Annotated in this window: 13 protein-coding genes; 8 read left to right on the top strand and 5 right to left on the bottom strand. The window is 53.7% G+C overall.

Annotated features, from left to right (window positions below; genetic code table 11):
- Window positions 1–74: 74 nt before the first annotated feature.
- Complete coding sequence (locus KGP26_RS26380; protein WP_021807483.1) at window positions 75–1,760, top strand: sensor histidine kinase; 1,686 nt, start codon at window positions 75–77, stop codon at window positions 1,758–1,760.
- Window positions 1,760–2,485: a two-component system response regulator BtsR gene (gene btsR, locus KGP26_RS26375; RefSeq protein ID WP_021181680.1), complete on the top strand. Its 726-nt coding sequence runs from the start codon at window positions 1,760–1,762 to the stop codon at window positions 2,483–2,485. The genes KGP26_RS26380 and btsR overlap by 1 nt, the downstream gene beginning before the upstream one ends.
- A gap of 494 nt (window positions 2,486–2,979) precedes the next feature.
- Here the strand turns inward: btsR and KGP26_RS26370 are convergent, their stop codons facing one another.
- Window positions 2,980–3,939: an IS110 family transposase gene (locus KGP26_RS26370; protein WP_059199085.1), complete on the bottom strand. Its 960-nt coding sequence runs from the start codon at window positions 3,937–3,939 to the stop codon at window positions 2,980–2,982.
- 339 nt (window positions 3,940–4,278) lie between these two features.
- On the opposite strand from KGP26_RS26370, the gene KGP26_RS26365 reads away from it, so the two are divergent.
- The 4 genes from KGP26_RS26365 (at window position 4,279) to KGP26_RS26350 (ending at window position 8,685) form a co-directional block, all read left to right on the top strand.
- A complete protein-coding gene (locus KGP26_RS26365; RefSeq protein WP_223664770.1) occupies window positions 4,279–5,805 on the top strand; it encodes a helicase HerA-like C-terminal domain-containing protein in 1,527 nt (508 codons plus the stop codon).
- A 199-nt stretch (window positions 5,806–6,004) separates the two neighbouring features.
- Window positions 6,005–6,256 carry a hypothetical protein gene (locus tag KGP26_RS26360; protein WP_223664769.1) on the top strand — a complete coding sequence of 84 codons (252 nt, stop codon included), beginning with the start codon at window positions 6,005–6,007 and terminating at the stop codon, window positions 6,254–6,256.
- On the top strand, window positions 6,240–8,060 hold the full coding sequence (locus KGP26_RS26355) for a hypothetical protein (protein ID WP_223664768.1): 1,821 nt from the start codon (window positions 6,240–6,242) through the stop codon (window positions 8,058–8,060). Before KGP26_RS26360 ends, KGP26_RS26355 begins: the two co-directional genes overlap by 17 nt.
- On the top strand, window positions 8,053–8,685 hold the full coding sequence (locus KGP26_RS26350; protein WP_223664767.1) for an N-acetyltransferase: 633 nt from the start codon (window positions 8,053–8,055) through the stop codon (window positions 8,683–8,685). The genes KGP26_RS26355 and KGP26_RS26350 overlap by 8 nt, the downstream gene beginning before the upstream one ends.
- 314 nt (window positions 8,686–8,999) lie before the next feature.
- Here KGP26_RS26350 and KGP26_RS26345 read toward each other — a convergent pair whose 3' ends face one another.
- Window positions 9,000–9,323, bottom strand: coding sequence for a DNA-binding transcriptional regulator (locus KGP26_RS26345; RefSeq protein ID WP_223664766.1), 324 nt, complete (start codon window positions 9,321–9,323; stop codon window positions 9,000–9,002).
- Window positions 9,307–9,666 (bottom strand): type II toxin-antitoxin system RelE/ParE family toxin, encoded by a 360-nt coding sequence (locus KGP26_RS26340; RefSeq protein WP_223500490.1) that lies wholly within the window; start codon window positions 9,664–9,666, stop codon window positions 9,307–9,309. The genes KGP26_RS26345 and KGP26_RS26340 overlap by 17 nt, the downstream gene beginning before the upstream one ends.
- Window positions 9,667–9,882: 216 nt before the next feature.
- On the opposite strand from KGP26_RS26340, the gene KGP26_RS26335 reads away from it, so the two are divergent.
- Together KGP26_RS26335 and KGP26_RS26330 are read left to right on the top strand one after the other, a co-directional pair.
- A complete protein-coding gene (locus tag KGP26_RS26335) occupies window positions 9,883–10,458 on the top strand; it encodes an aminodeoxychorismate synthase component II (protein ID WP_059199470.1) in 576 nt (191 codons plus the stop codon).
- Between the two features lie 94 nt (window positions 10,459–10,552).
- Complete coding sequence (locus tag KGP26_RS26330) at window positions 10,553–11,770, top strand: aspartate aminotransferase family protein (protein ID WP_024482717.1); 1,218 nt, start codon at window positions 10,553–10,555, stop codon at window positions 11,768–11,770.
- Between the two features lie 31 nt (window positions 11,771–11,801).
- On the opposite strand, the gene KGP26_RS26325 is transcribed toward KGP26_RS26330, so the two are convergent.
- Window positions 11,802–13,877, bottom strand: a complete 2,076-nt coding sequence (locus KGP26_RS26325; RefSeq protein WP_223500489.1) for a YccS/YhfK family putative transporter — start codon at window positions 13,875–13,877, stop codon at window positions 11,802–11,804.
- Between the two features lie 56 nt (window positions 13,878–13,933).
- On the bottom strand, window positions 13,934–14,566 hold the full coding sequence (gene crp / locus KGP26_RS26320) for a cAMP-activated global transcriptional regulator CRP (protein WP_005969523.1): 633 nt from the start codon (window positions 14,564–14,566) through the stop codon (window positions 13,934–13,936).
- Window positions 14,567–14,890: the final 324 nt, after the last annotated feature.

Genomic DNA, 14,890 nt, shown 5'->3' with positions numbered 1-14,890 from the left:
ATTGCCCGCCTAAAACCAGACCGGATACCCGGCACTTTTTTGATCGCCCCCGTTGTTCAGGATGAGCCGTTTTTATGTACGAATTTAACCAGGTGTTACTGCTGCTACAGCAGATGTGCGTGTATCTCGTCATTGCCTATCTGCTGAGCAAGACGCCGCTGTTTATTCCGTTGATGCAGGTGACCATTCGCCTGCCGCACAAGTTGCTGTGCTACGTCATTTTCTCGGTGTTCTGCATTATGGGCACCTATTTTGGCCTGCATATTCAAGACTCCATCGCCAATACCCGCGCTATCGGTGCCGTGTTGGGCGGGCTGCTGGGTGGGCCCTCCGTCGGTTTCCTGGTTGGCCTAACGGGCGGCTTGCATCGTTATACATTGGGGGGCATGACAGACGTCGCCTGTGCGATCTCCACGGTGGCCGAAGGTCTGGTTGGCGGTATTGTGCACAGCATTGCCATGCGGCGCGGGCGTATCGATCTGCTGTTCAACCCGCTGTTTGTCGCCGGGATTGCGTTGGTGGCAGAAGTGCTGCAAATGGCGATTATCCTGATCGTCGCGCGTCCGTTCCCCGAAGCGGTGCTGCTGGTGGAGCACATCGTCCTGCCGATGCTGATCGCCAATACCATCGGTGCCGCCATGTTTATGCAGATCCTGCTTGATCGGCGGGCGATGTTTGAGAAATACACCAGCGCCTTCTCCTCCAAGGCGTTGAAGATTGCCGAACGTACCGAGGGTATTCTGCGCCAGGGGTTTGACCAGGAAAACAGCATGAAGGTGGCGCGGGTGGTCTATCAGGAGCTGGGTATCGGCGCCGTGGCGATCACCGATCGTGACAAGCTGCTGGCCTTTATCGGCATTGGTGACGACCACCATCTGCCGGGCACGCCGATCTCCTCGGTCCACTCCCATCGCGCCATCGATAACAACGAGGTGGTGTATGCCGACGGCAATGAGCTGTCTTACTGCTGCTCCATCAACGGCAATTGCAAACTAGGTTCGACACTGGTGATCCCGCTGCGTGGTGAAAACCAGCGAGTGATTGGCACCATCAAACTGTATGAACCCAAGACCAAGCTGTTTAGCACCATCAACCGCACGCTGGGGGAAGGGATTGCCAGCCTGCTGTCGGCGCAAATCATGGCCGGGCAATATGAGCGCCATAAACAGCTGCTGGCCCAGTCGGAAATCAAACTGCTGCATGCGCAGGTGAACCCGCATTTCCTGTTCAACGCCCTGAATACGCTGGTGGCGGTGATCCGCCGCGATGGCGACCGGGCCTGCGAACTGGTGCAGTATCTGTCGACCTTTTTCCGTAAAAACCTCAAGCGCTCCGACGATGAGGTGAGCCTGGCGGACGAGATCGAACATGTGAACGCCTATCTGCAGATCGAAAAGGCCCGTTTTGCCGATCGGCTGGAGATCACCGTTTCGCTGCCGGAAGAGTTGCTGGCAGTGCGTTTACCGGCGTTCTCGCTGCAGCCGATTGTGGAAAATGCCATTAAGCACGGTACTTCCCATCTGTTGGGGATTGGCCGTGTCGATATTGGTGCTCGTCTGGAGGGCGATCACTTGCTGTTGCAGGTGACGGATAACGCCGGGCTGTTCCGTCAGCAGACTGGTGGCAGCGGGTTGGGGATGAACCTGGTCGATCGGCGTATCCGCGTGCGCTATGGTGAAGATTATGGCGTGCAGGTCACCTGCGAACCTGAAGCCTATACTTGCATCACCCTTAACGTTCCCTTGGCGAGGGCTGCTTGATGTTGAACGTACTGATTGTCGATGACGAGCCCTTTGCCCGCGATAACCTGCGCCACCTGCTGGAAGAGGAAGAGGGCATTACCATTATTGGTGAATGCGCCAATGCCATTGAGGCCATCAGCCAAATCCACCGCTTGCAACCGGACGTGGTATTCCTGGACATCCAGATGCCGCGTATCAGCGGATTGGAAATGGTTGGCATGCTCGATCCGAACCGTATGCCCTACATCGTGTTTCTGACGGCCTATGACGAATACGCAGTGCAGGCCTTTGAGCAGCATGCGTTTGATTACCTGCTGAAACCGGCGGAGCCGAATCGGCTGAATAAAACCCTGCAGCGCCTGCATCAGCGCCGTGCTCCGCAGAATATTGCGGCGTTGGATGAAAGCGCGGGCTACCTGAAATACATTCCCTGCACCGGCCACAGCCGGATTTACCTGCTGCGTTTCGACGAGGTGATCGCTATCCGCTCACGCTCGACCGGGGTGTATGTGGTACGCAATGACGGCATGGAGTGTTTTACCGAACTGACGCTTCGCACGTTGGAAAGCCGCACGCCATTGGTGCGCTGCCACCGGCAATATCTGGTGAACCTTGAGCAGGTCAAAGAGATCCGTTTTGAAGAAAGTGGCACGGCGGAAATGATTATGTCGGTGGGGGAGCCGGTACCGGTCAGCCGCCGTTATCTCAAATCGCTGAAAGAAGAGCTGGGGTTACGCGGATAACGTTAAGCGACTCGGTTTGGCATGAGAGACTCTAATGTGCCACAGATTGACTCCTACGATTGATGTCGGTTCCGCATCAGCTCCCTCTTACTAAAGGAAGGGCTGGTTGCACGTCCCGCGATACGGTTTGGCATGAGGGACCCTAATGTGCCACAGATTGACTCCTACGATTGATATCGGCTCCGCATCAGCTCCCTCTCCCTAAAGGAAGGACTGGTTGCACGTCCCGCTATACGGTTTGGCATGAGGGACCCTAACGTGCCACAGATTAACTCCTACGATTGATATCGGCTCTGCATCAGCTCCCTCTCACAAAAGGAAGGACTGGGTGCACGTCCCGCGATACGGTTTGGCATGAGGGACCCTAATGTGCCGCAGATTGACTCCTACGATTGATATCGGCTTGAAGAGTTTGTTGAGGTGACCTCTTTCACTTGCAAAAGAGCAGGGGCTAATAGCTCCCTCTCCCTGTGGGAGAGATACCGTCTTGTCGGCTATCCGGCAAGCGGTATTTCCGCATTAAATGTCTTTCCTGATTTCACCACACCATAGGCCAGTTGCAGCAACTTTCGCATCGCCGCACACACTCTTTCTTTGCCCGACTTCCCACGCAACTTCAGCCTTTCTGTTAAGTCTTTAACCACAACATTGTATTGGCCTGCCACTACCGCGGGCATGTATAACGCACTTCGCAGCTCACCGTGCCCCACTTTCGATAACCGGCTTTTCCCTTTAAACATCCCCGACTCACATCGCTGTGGATTCAGTCCTGCGTACGCTACCAGGGCCTTGCTACTGGTGAACCGACGCAGGTTTCCTGCGAAGGCCAGCAGGCTGGAGCTCAGCATCTCTCCCACTCCAGGGATACTTTTTAGCAACTCGCTGTCCCGTTTCAGGTCAGGGTTATCATCGATGTGCTGACTGATTTTCTTTTTCGTTTCTCGTATCAGTTCATCCAACGTGGCGATGTGCTCATTGAGTGAAGGGACGATGACTGCTTCGGCCACCTCCAGGCGATTTTCTTCCATCTGACGCATCTCTTCCAGGTTCTTAAGATGCCTGACCAACGCGGTCAACTGGCGCTCGCTCAACGGGGCTGGGAACCACGGGGCAGGCTGATGCAGTGCGCAGTAGCGGGCTATCATCGCTGCATCGCTTTTGTCCGTTTTGTTCCGGGCCAGTTCTGTATTGCCGAAGGAATGGATACACGCCGGGTTCATCAGACTGACGTGGTAGTTGTTGTCTGCCAGATAAGTGGCCAGTTCCGTGCTGTAGCTCCCGGTGGCTTCCATACAGACATGACAGTCGCCAAAGCGGCTCAACCAGGCTGCGAACTCGCGGCATCCAGAAGGGGTATTGGCAAACTTTTTGGTTTTATACTTCTGATTGTCCAGCAGTACGGCGACATCAAATTTGTGTTTAGCGATATCAACGCCGACAGGGGTTCTACGCATTATGGCACTCCATAACCATGTCTGAAATTTATCGCCGGACCATCCTTATATGTAGGTGCTCATAGGCACAGGATACCGTTCGGTCTACAAGGCGACAGGGAAATAGACAGCCGGGGCACAATCTCTCCCACGGGCTCATAGGCACTAGGGTTAGGGGGAGCTCACCGGCTATCTCCCGATGATCAGTCGGGGATCTTCTCCGCTAAGGCGGAGAAGATCAAGACATAAGGGTTGGGGTGAGGGGCCCTTTTGTTTGTCCTTGACGGGTTTACGTCTCGCTTATAGCCTTGATGTTATCAACGGGCGCATTCGCGCCGTACAGGGTTATAGGAACAGAAAATGAGCGAAGCACGGATTATTGCCAAAGCGATGAAAGACGGGAAACCGGCGCAGGAACTGGTCATTTTGCCTGCCCTGGCTAACCGCCACGGGTTGATCACCGGGGCGACCGGTACGGGCAAAACGGTCACCCTGCAAAAGATGGCGGAGCAGTTCTCGCGCATCGGCATTCCGGTATTCCTGGCGGACGTTAAAGGCGATCTGTCGGGCATTGCGGCCGAAGGTGTTCCCTCCGAGAAGTTGCAGGCGCGGTTGGCGGCAATTGGCGTTACCGACTGGCAACCCCAAGCCTGTTCAATGATCCCTTGGGATATTTTTGGTGAAAAGGGCCATCCTATCCGCGCCACTATTTCCGATCTTGGCCCGCTGCTGCTAGGCCGCCTGTTGGATCTGAATGAGGTGCAGAGCGGCGTGTTGCAGTTGGTGTTCAAGATCGCCGATGACAACGCCTTACTGTTGCTGGATATGAAAGACCTGCGTGCGATGGTGCAGTACGTCGGGGATAACGCCAAACAGTTCCAAACCCAGTACGGCAACATCTCTTCGGCCTCGATCGGGGCGATCCAGCGTGGTTTGCTGACGCTGGAACAGCAGGGTGCCAATCAGTTCTTTGGTGAGCCGATGTTGGATATCAACGATCTGATGAGAACCGATGCCAACGGGCACGGCATCATCAACCTGCTGGCGGCGGATAAGCTGATTAACCAGCCGAAGCTGTATGCGGTGTTTTTGCTGTGGCTACTGGCGGAGCTGTTTGAGCATTTGCCGGAAGTGGGCGATCCGGAACAGCCAAAGCTGGTGTTTTTCTTCGACGAAGCCCACCTGCTGTTTAACGATGCGCCACCGGCATTGCTGACCAAAATTGAACAGGTGGTGCGCCTGATCCGTTCCAAAGGTGTGGGCATCTACTTTGTCACCCAGAATCCGTTGGATATCCCGGACAGTGTCTTGGGCCAGCTGGGTAACCGTGTCCAGCACGCGCTGCGGGCCTTTACACCACGCGATCAGAAAGCGGTGAAGGCGGCGGCACAAACCATGCGCGCCAATCCAGACTTTGATGCGGAAACGGCAATCACTGAGCTAGGCGTGGGCGAGGCACTAGTCTCCTTCCTGGATGAGAAAGGGCGGCCGAACGTGGTGGAGCGTGCGATGGTGATCGCTCCGGAATCGAAAATGGGCATGCTGGGGGCCGAAGGGATGAACAGCGCCATCAATAAATCCCCGCTCTACGGACGTTATGAGGATATGGTGGATCGTGAATCTGCCTATGAAAAACTGGCCGCAGGTGGTTTTGCCACTGTGGGTACGCCGCAGCCTGGGCAACCGGCTCAGAAACCGGCCGCAGGGCAGGAAAGCGGCGGTGGCTTGATGGGCGGCTTGAACGAGATCCTGTTTGGTTCCACTGGTCCACGCGGCGGTAAACACGACGGCATCGTACAGACCGCCGCCAAGAGCATGGCGCGCGATCTGGGCCGCCAGATCCTGCGCGGCGTTTTAGGCTCGATCATGGGGGGCCGCAAAAAGTAGGCCTGTGAACTCTAACCTAGGGGCGCTGCATGCAGCGTCCGTTTAGCTTTGCCAGCGGTTTCAGAGTTGGCGGACTTTATTAATCTTCCTGTGAAACTCACTCGCTGTTGCTGAACTATATGCGTTTATCTTCAGTGGGGTAAGTGACACTATTATCAATCCTTTCATATTTGGCCGGGATTACCGCAGTAATAGTGAAGTGAATGCCTACTATGTTCTGCATATTGATCTTATCCAGCGTTTCAGCAGTCATAATACGCAATCCATTGATCTGGGGATCACCAATTATTTCCTCAAGCAGAACTTTGGTGCACGTTTGCAGCGCAACGATATTTATCTGAAATTGAGTAACCCATTACTCAATGAGCTGTTTGGCCGTCCCCTAGCCAAACAGTTTTCCATTCCCCAACCCGAAGAGCGAAACGTTTTCAAATATGACTACCAAGGCTAATAATCTCGTGGAGGCTCAGTTACAGCAGCGCATTGATACTTTTACTGACAATTCACAGCGCTTACGCCGCCGACAACGTTATGTGGAGCTTGGCCGGTTGTTGGTGTCGCTAGTTTTGCTGGCGCCGATCAGCGGTCTGTGGTCAGACCCAAAACAGGGTTTTTGGTGGGGGTTGTTGGGTATGGGGGCCGGGATATTCGTTGCCTTGGTGATCTGGCACCGTCGGTTGGCGGCTCAATTACAGCACTGCCTCACTTTGGTTACTCTAAATCAAGAGAGCCTGGCTCGCGTTAGGCGGGACTTTTCGGTGCTGCTACCTTGCCCTGCCAACCTCGCCGACTCTTTCAGTGAGCAAGACCGGGATCTGAATCTGTATGGACATGCATCACTTGGACAACTCCTGTTCAACCTGTCCACCAGCTTAGGCGATAAGCGGCTGGCCGAGTGGCTGAGCCGGGGAAGTCCGATGCTCGAACAACATCAACTAGCGGTTCGGGAACTGGCTCCTCAGTTGGACTTACGCCAGCGGCTGTATGCTTACGCACGGGACCAGCAAAATATGGCTGGTCATCGGCTAGAGCAGTTCCGAGCCTGGGCAACGGATACTTCAGAACCTCTTGTAACGCCAATTAAGCAACGGATCGGTTGGCTTCTAAACGTTATATTCATTATCTGTCTGCTACTGGTGGTGAGCAAACTCGTGGCCGTATGGATCCTCGCCTTGCCGCTCTTGTTGAATCTGGTGTTTCTTGGTTTTAACGCTCAACGGTTTAGGCACTGTTTCGAACAGGCAGATTTGCAATCCGAGGCATTGAACAGCTTGTCACGAATAGTCGAACTCATCGGTAGCGACGAGTTTCAGTCTCAACCTTTACAGCAGATCCGTGAGTCGTTATTGCAGTCGCCGCAACGGCCAGGGGCCGCTCTGCGCCAGTTGTCGGCCATAGTGCATCATTCGCGACTACGTTTTAATCCGGTGCCCTATATGTTCCTGCAGCTCTGCTTGTTGTGGGATTTTCATGTGGCTTTCAAACTACAGCAGTGGCGTAGACAGTTCGCTGTGCATGTGGCCGATTGGTTGGAAGCTATCTCGCATTTTGAAGCCATTAGCGCCTTAGCCAATTTGAGCTTCGAAAACCCGACCTGGGGCTTCCCCGTTTGTAGCAAGGAGCCTGGGATGTCTGCCCGCCAAGCTGTTCACCCGTTGCTACCACCTGGCATAGCGGTAGCCAATGATATTGTGTTGGCTCCCGCACAGGTGACTATTATTACCGGTTCTAATATGTCGGGTAAAACCACCTACATGCGCACGCTGGGTCTCAACCTTAAACTGGCCATGGCCGGGGGGCCTGTGGCCTGTGCTGAAATGCGTTTCCCTCCCTGCGAGTTATATACGGCTATCTCCAGCCGTGATTCGTTGGAGCAGGGGATATCGTACTTTATGAGTGAGGTCGTGCAGATCAAGCACGTGCTGGAAGGTGTCGAACAATGTCATCTACAGCCAGTATTTCTGCTGGATGAACTGCTTAAGGGAACGAATGAACGGGAGCGCAACCTCGCCATTGTTGCACTACTTAAAAAGCTCTGCACCCAACAAGCGATGGGGCTGATGACGACACATAATGTCGCCCTTGCGACGCATCCAGAGCTGCAATCGTTATGTAAAACCATCTATTTTGAGGAGGATATAGATGAACAACTGCCGGAAAAAGTGGTGTTCAACTACCGCCTCAAAGAGGGAGTCTCCACTCAGACCAATGCCCTAAAATTGCTAAGAATGCTGGGTGTAAGTCTATATGATTAAGTATCCCTGTGAGGACCTTCAGTATTGCACTGCGACCGCAGAATATGCTGAGCAGGTCGTTGGCTTGTTGGGCAACATCGATCCGCACACCCAACGTTATATATATGGTCCCAAGGGGCAGCGCAATGCTTACTTGAAGCATGCCTTTCGCTGTGACCTAGGATATTTCGGCTATTCAAGACATCGTCTAGCGCTCCTTGGAAACCGTTGCATCGGTATGGTTGCCGCTTTTGAACGGCGGGAGCACTGGCTGTTGGATATTTACACTCTGAGATCACTTTTTCATGTCTATCCTCTGTTTCAAGCTTTGAAGTGTCTATATCGGCTGTTGGTCTCCACCGCAGCCAGTCCTAAACCACACCGAGGTATTTACTTTCTTTACAATTTTTCCATCGACCAGACATTGGCCGGTCAAGGGGTAGGTTCTTGGTTATTGCAGCAGGAAATTATTCGGGCACGACAACGTGGTTGCCATTACATTGAATTGGATGTTGCTACGACTAATCACCGGGCCATCCGCTTCTATGAACACAATGGTTTCGTGGTCAGTCAACACATTACCAATCGACACTGTATAAAGGGATTTCATTTCGATGAGTATTGGCGCATGTCTCTTGGGCTATAGTCTGAAGCCTACTTACCGTTTGTGGGCCAGAAGCTAGTCGAGAGGTGCTCGGGGACCTCCAGCCTCGTAATCAACTATCGCAGAGAGTTCGAATGTGGCTATAGGTGTAACGGCGAAGTATCGCTGATTGAGTCCGCTGGGCTCACATTTCGCAGGCAGTGTCTGCGAAATGTTGCCTCAGAGAATTCATTCGACTTCGCAGTATTAACCAAAGGCTTTCCGTTGTCTTGGTCGGCTGATGCGAACCATTGCCGGTTAAAACCCTGCTGGGTGTGAGCTTGGATGACTGAATGTTACATTTGCGTTATCAGGTATTAAATCAACACCTTAAGCCCATGTTTCAGGACCACGGTAAGTAACTTCAACGACAGGCCACTGGGGCGTTTTGCGCCGCTTTCCCATTTTTGGACTGTAGAAACGCTGGTGTTCAGATAACGGGCAAAGACTGGCTGGCTGACATTGAGCTTTTCTCGCAATGCTTTGATTTCAAGTGGTTGAAGATCTTTGACGCTGCTGATGCAGGCTTGATCGAAGCTACGCATCGTCTCCTGCGGGATGGCATCGACGCTGAATAACCCAGAAGCTGCACTATGGATGGCTTCAAACGCAGGACTTTTGAATTTACTTTTTACGGTCATGACAAATCTCCACCAGCTCTTTATTTGTAATCAATGCCATAATCTTTTCATCTGCAAGTACCGCATAGTACTTTGCTAACTCTCGAAATCCAGCAAGTTCACGTTTATCGATGTTGGCCATATCCTGTTTAGCATACAGGAACGTGTAAAACCAATGCACTCCGCCTTTGGCTAATATTATGGCGCGATCACGATTCTCCCTTAGGCGCTTCTTGTATACTCCGCCTCCGAGGTCATCGGCCTTCCCTTCTATCACTGCGTCAATAGCCCGGCATAATTCCCTATCTTTGATGCCATGAGATTCGGCCGTTTTGGCAAACCATTTGGTTTTAAATACGCGCATTAGGTTGACATCCTGTTACCTTAACTATAGCACTTAGTGCTAAATTACTCTCTTTTTTGGCTGATTCAACGTTTTCAAATCAGCAAAACTGTCCGTCTTTATGGAGTACTGTTCGTACGTGGCTATAGGTGTAATGGCGAAGGTTAGATAAACTCGGCTATCTAGCTATTTGATACGGGCGACCGTAACGATCCTTCATACTAAGTTCATTTAAACATGCTGCTGCTGATCGATAACTACGACTCTTTTACCTACAACCTCTATCAGTACTTCTGCGAACTGGGTGCAGAAGTGCTGGTGAAGCGTAACGATGAACTGCAACTGGCCGATATTGAGCGGCTGGCACCGCAACATCTGGTGATCTCCCCTGGCCCCTGTACGCCGAACGAGGCGGGCATCTCGCTGGCCGCGATCCGCCATTTTGCCGGCAAGTTGCCGATCCTTGGGGTTTGCCTTGGGCATCAGGCGTTGGGCCAGGCGTTTGGCGCCGACGTGGTTCGCGCTCGAGAGGTGATGCACGGCAAAACCTCAGCTATCCGCCATCAAAATCTCGGCGTGTTCAAGGGATTGAATAATCCACTGACCGTCACCCGCTACCATTCACTGATCCTGGACGCGGCGACGTTGCCGGAGTGCTTTGAGGTGACCGCCTGGAGCGAACGTGACGGCGAACGGGATGAGATCATGGGGATCCGCCACCGGACGCTGGCGCTGGAAGGCGTACAGTTCCATCCAGAGAGCATTCTCAGCGAACAGGGGCACCAACTGCTGGGTAATTTCCTTGGAAGTTAGCCGTTAGTGGTTTTTTAAGCTTGCCCTTGATTGGTTTTTTATGCATATTTTGTGATTATATTTTCACTTGATAGTTAGCCGCCTGGAGCCAGTAATGACCGAAAAAACCGCAGTTACCCGCAGCACCTTTGATCAGGTTATCCTGCCTGTTTATGCACCCGCCCAGTTTGTGCCGGTGAAGGGCAAGGGGAGCCGCGTATGGGACCAGCAGGGGAAAGAGTATATCGACTTCTCTGGTGGCATCGCGGTGACTGCGTTGGGGCACTGCCATCCGGCACTGGTTGAGGCTCTAAAGCAGCAGGGCGAAACCTTGTGGCATACCAGCAACGTATTCACCAATGAGCCCGCGCTGCGCCTGGCCAGTAAATTGATCGCTGCCACCTTCGCCGACCGGGTGTTTTTCGCCAACTCGGGTGCGGAGGCTAACGAAGCGGCTTTCAAGCTCGCTCGTCATTACGCCATCACCCGTCATAGCCCGTATAAAACCAAGATTATCGCGTTTAATAACGCTTTCCATGGCCGTACGCTGTTCACCGTTTCCGTGGGCGGGCAGCCAAAATATTCCGACGGCTTTGGGCCGAAACCGGCCGATATCGTGCATGTACCTTTCAACGATCTGGCCGCGGTGAAAGCGGTGATGGACGATCACACCTGTGCGGTAGTGATGGAGCCTATTCAGGGTGAAGGGGGCATTACCGCCGCCGATCCTGTCTTCCTCAAGGGCGTACGTGAACTTTGCGACCAACATCAGGCGCTGCTGGTGTTTGATGAAGTGCAAAGCGGTATGGGCCGTAGCGGCAAGCTGTTTACCTATATGCATTACGGCATTACGCCAGACATCCTCACCACCGCCAAAGCGCTGGGCGGCGGTTTCCCGGTGAGCGCGATGCTGACCACCGAAGAGATCGCCTCGGTGATGCAGGTTGGCACCCACGGCACCACCTACGGCGGCAACCCACTGGCCTGTGCAGTGGCAGAGGCAGCGTTGGACGTGATCAACACGCCAGAGGTGCTAAGCGGGATTGAGCAGCGTCGTGGGCTGTTTGTTCAGGCTTTGCAGGAGATCGGTAAGAAATACGATGTGTTCAGCGATATTCGTGGCATGGGGCTGTTGATTGGCGCGGAACTGAAGGCGGGCTATCACGGCAAAGCGCGTGATTTCCTCACTGCCGCTGCTGCACGTGGTTTGATGATCCTCAATGCCGGGCCAAATGTGATCCGTTTTGCCCCTTCGTTGGTGGTTGAGCTGAAAGATATCGACGAGGGCATGGCGCTGTTCGAATTGGCCGTACAGGATGTGATTAACGGCTGATCAAGTTAGCGGGGCTGCGGTCCCGCTAGTCTCAGCTTTCCCGCAATTTGCGCTTCAGCCAGATCCCATGATGTGGGCGCTGGCGCCATGCCAATGACGAAATGGTATGCATCACGGTCAGGTGAGAAAGGATCCGCCTCAAGTGGCGTTCCATCTCGGTGATCGGCATATCTGGATGCAGGTCCGGCGGCTGCATGATGCTGTTGCTGGTACTCGGGCCGTCATATTCCAACCGCTGCTGACAGCTCTGTAAGGCGATCTCACAGGTTTGCAGATACTCCTGAGCCAGCTTTGGCGTCAGCATATAGTGCTCGCGCGCCAGAATGGTCATCGCATTCAGGTGTTCAACAATAAACTGGTTATGGGTGATCCACAGCCGCATATCAGCCAGATAATTCGATTCAAACCCCGGTTCCTGCATCGCCTGATTGAGGGAGGTAAACAGGGCGTTATGCGCCTGATTGACCTGCATGCGTGTGTAGGCCAGTTCGCTGGGGTCGGGTTCCTGTTCTTCCAGCAATAAACGCAGTGCAGTCTGATCGTGCTCCAGAGCCTGATGGGCGTTTTTACGCAGCATGCCGCTCTGCCACTGCGGCCATAGCCAGATCGTGCCACCAAACACCAGTACGCAGCCGATAAGGGTATCGATCAGGCGGGGGACCAGGAAATGGGTACCGTTCAGCGCCAGGAGCTGCAAGGTGTAGACGGCGGTCACGGTGAAGCCCATCACCGCCAGCCCGTAGTTTTTCCGCAGGATCAGATAGGCCGCCAGGGTGATGGCCAACATGATGCTCAGCGTCACGTTCTCCGGCATCTGTAGTTGCAACAGTCCAGCGGCAATCACCAGCCCGGCCAACGTGCCGAGGGCACGGTGCTGGATCCTCACCCGCGTGGCGTTATAGCCGTTTTGGCTGACCAGCATGATGGTCAGCAAGATCCAGTAGGGTTTTGGCAGATTGAACAGCATGCCAAGGCTGCTGCCTGCCGCCAGAATGACCCCCAGTCTGGCGGCGTTACGCAAGGCGTTGGATTTGAACGATAGATAGCTCACCACTGCAGGCCAGAACGGCAGGCGTGACTGATTGGCCATCAGATTACGGCGGTAAAGTGGGTGCTGAGTGCGCAGCAGGCGTGCGATGCGACTGAAGTGGTAATAGCAGAACTGGCCAACCGGATTATCGGCGTGCTGTGAGGCCACTTTTTCCAGCGCCGCCAGCTCATTCTTCATGCTGAAACGCGAAGAGTGCCGATGATAGAGAATATCGTCGGCCACCACCCGCAGGCGCGTGGCGATCACCTGGGCGTTGCGGCGGATGATCGCTTCGGCCTGGCTTTGCTCCACCAGCTTTTGCACTTCTTCCGGCAGATGCAGGCTGACGGTGATGTGCTCTTGCAAATCGAGCGCCACCTGAAACGTACGCCGCAGGCGCTTTTGCTCCAGGTTATTGGCATGGGGCAGGAAATTAAGCTGTTGGTATAGCAGACTGATCAGATCCATGACTTTCTGCTGGCGTTGCAACAGCGGCGGCAGGGCAGTTTCAGGATCGGTATGCTGCGTCAGTAATGAGTATTTGGCTTCAAAATAGTCGGCCAGCTGCATATACAGCTGGCTTAGAGATTCGCGCATCGGCTGCTCTTTCCACAGCTTGAACCAGGCCCAGGTAAACAGCCCGTACCAGGCGGTGCCGACGATATACAGCAAAGGGGCATGCCAGATTGGCACGGTGCCTACCATGCTGAGGGAAAAGATGGCGGCGACCAATGCGGCTGGTAGCAGGCGTGCGTGCAGCGGGCTGATCTCACCGCTGACGCCGAGCAACAGCGCCATTGCCAGCATCAGCAAGGGTAACGGCAGATCCCACAGCAGGGCTTGTTGCAGCAGAAGGCTGCTGAGTGCGAACAGGGAGCCGCCTACGACCAGGCGTTTGAAAAAGCGTTTGTGCGGCGTATCCAGCCCGGCAATGTTGCAGCAGGCGGGCACCAACGAGAACAGCATGCCGAGTTGCAGGTTGCCAATCAGTAAACCAAACGCCACCGGCAGGCACAACACCAGCGTTTGCCGCAGTGCGTAGTTGACTTCCGGGTGGTAGATCAGGCGGCGCCACATGGTTGGCTATTCAGCAGGTAAAGAAACGGCGCATTGCTGCACCGTTTCCCTGGGGATTAACGCGTACCGTACACGACAATGGTTTTGCCGTGCGCGGAGATCAGGTTTTGATCTTCGAGCATTTTCAAAATACGACCGACGGTTTCACGTGAGCAACCGACGATTTGGCCAATTTCCTGGCGGGTGATTTTGATCTGCATGCCGTCTGGGTGAGTCATGGCATCAGGCTGTTTTGCCAGGTTCAGCAAGGTCTGTGCAATGCGGCCGGTTACGTCAAGGAAGGCGAGGTTACCCACTTTCTCTGAGGTGACTTGCAGGCGGTTAGCCATCTGTGCGGACAGGCGCATCAGGATATCCGGGTTAACCTGGATCAACTGGCGGAATTTCTTGTAGGAAATTTCAGCCACTTCACAGGCGGTTTTGGCCCGTACCCAGGCGCTACGCTCCTGGCCTTCTTCAAATAATCCTAGCTCGCCGATGAAATCCCCCTGGTTAAGGTAGGACAGGATCATCTCTTTGCCTTCTTCATCTTTAATCAGCACCGCGACGGAGCCTTTGACGATGTAGTAAAGCGTTTCGGCCTTTTCACCTTGGTGAATAAGCGTACTCTTCGATGGATATTTGTGGATATGGCAATGAGACAGGAACCATTCGAGAGTCGGGTCTGTTTGCGGTTTGCCGAGAACCATTCGCTGTTATCCTCTGTTGTTATCGCTGCCTTGTATCACAGGGGTCAGAGTTCCCTGTAAAACGTGCTTATAGCCCGGTGTTTTAATTGTGGCTATCAACAGGTTTTGAGGCGTGTTATAGAAATACGCTTGTGCTCTAGCATATTAACTTGCAGGGAGAGCTGCAAGCTACATTCTGTTAACAAACCAATATAGGGGCCTTTCCTTGGACATATCCCTGAAATCGGTGACCTGGAAAGAGTTATTGCGGCTCTGTTTGTAGCACAGAGTGAGGCGGGTGTCTTGTGTTGTCTCGCTTCAGCATGATTAGCGTCAGGTTACGTT

The sequence above is a fragment of the Serratia sp. JSRIV002 genome, assembly GCF_019968725.1.
Classification (GTDB): domain Bacteria; phylum Pseudomonadota; class Gammaproteobacteria; order Enterobacterales; family Enterobacteriaceae; genus Chania; species Chania fonticola_B.
The sequence above is the reverse complement of the archived record's forward strand: the minus strand, read 5'-3'. Positions and strand labels throughout refer to the sequence as shown.